The organism is Microtetraspora sp. AC03309 (assembly GCF_020826795.1).
Classification (GTDB): Bacteria; Actinomycetota; Actinomycetes; order Streptosporangiales; family Streptosporangiaceae; genus Microtetraspora; species Microtetraspora glauca.
The window spans coordinates 1-442 of sequence record NZ_JADDIL010000524.1 but is presented as its reverse complement, the minus strand read 5'-3'; the positions used below and the strand labels follow the sequence as shown (position 1 = coordinate 442).

Here is a 442-nt window from a genome sequence, read left to right as displayed (position 1 = left end):
CTGCTGGTGCTGTTCGGACTGTCGTTGCCGTATTCGCTGAGCCGCGACAAGAACAAGACCAGCGAGCCCGTGCCCCAGCCGCACAAAGAACAGCCACGCTGGCCGGTCGGTTTGGCGATCGGCATGCTCGCCATCGCGGGCGGATTGGCGGCATTCGTCTCCGATTGGTTCGTCGCCGCGCTGGAACCGGCGATGGACTCGCTGCACATCTCGCAGGCATTCGCCGGTCTGGTGATCGTGGCCATCGCGGGCAACGCGGTGGAGAACGTCGTCGGTGTACAACTGGCCGCCAAAAACCAATCGGAGTACGCCTTCTCGATCATCCTCAACAGCCCGATCCAGATCGCGCTCGTGCTGGCGCCGGTGCTCGTATTAGTCAGTCAGATCTTCGGGCTCGCCTCACTGACTCTGGTGTTCGGGCCGATGCTGATCGTCGCGCTGT

At 62.9% G+C, this 442-nt stretch carries 1 pseudogene; it reads left to right on the top strand.

The window, feature by feature from the left end:
- Positions 1-442, top strand: a pseudogene (locus IMZ11_RS44180) (hypothetical protein); the annotation flags it as partial.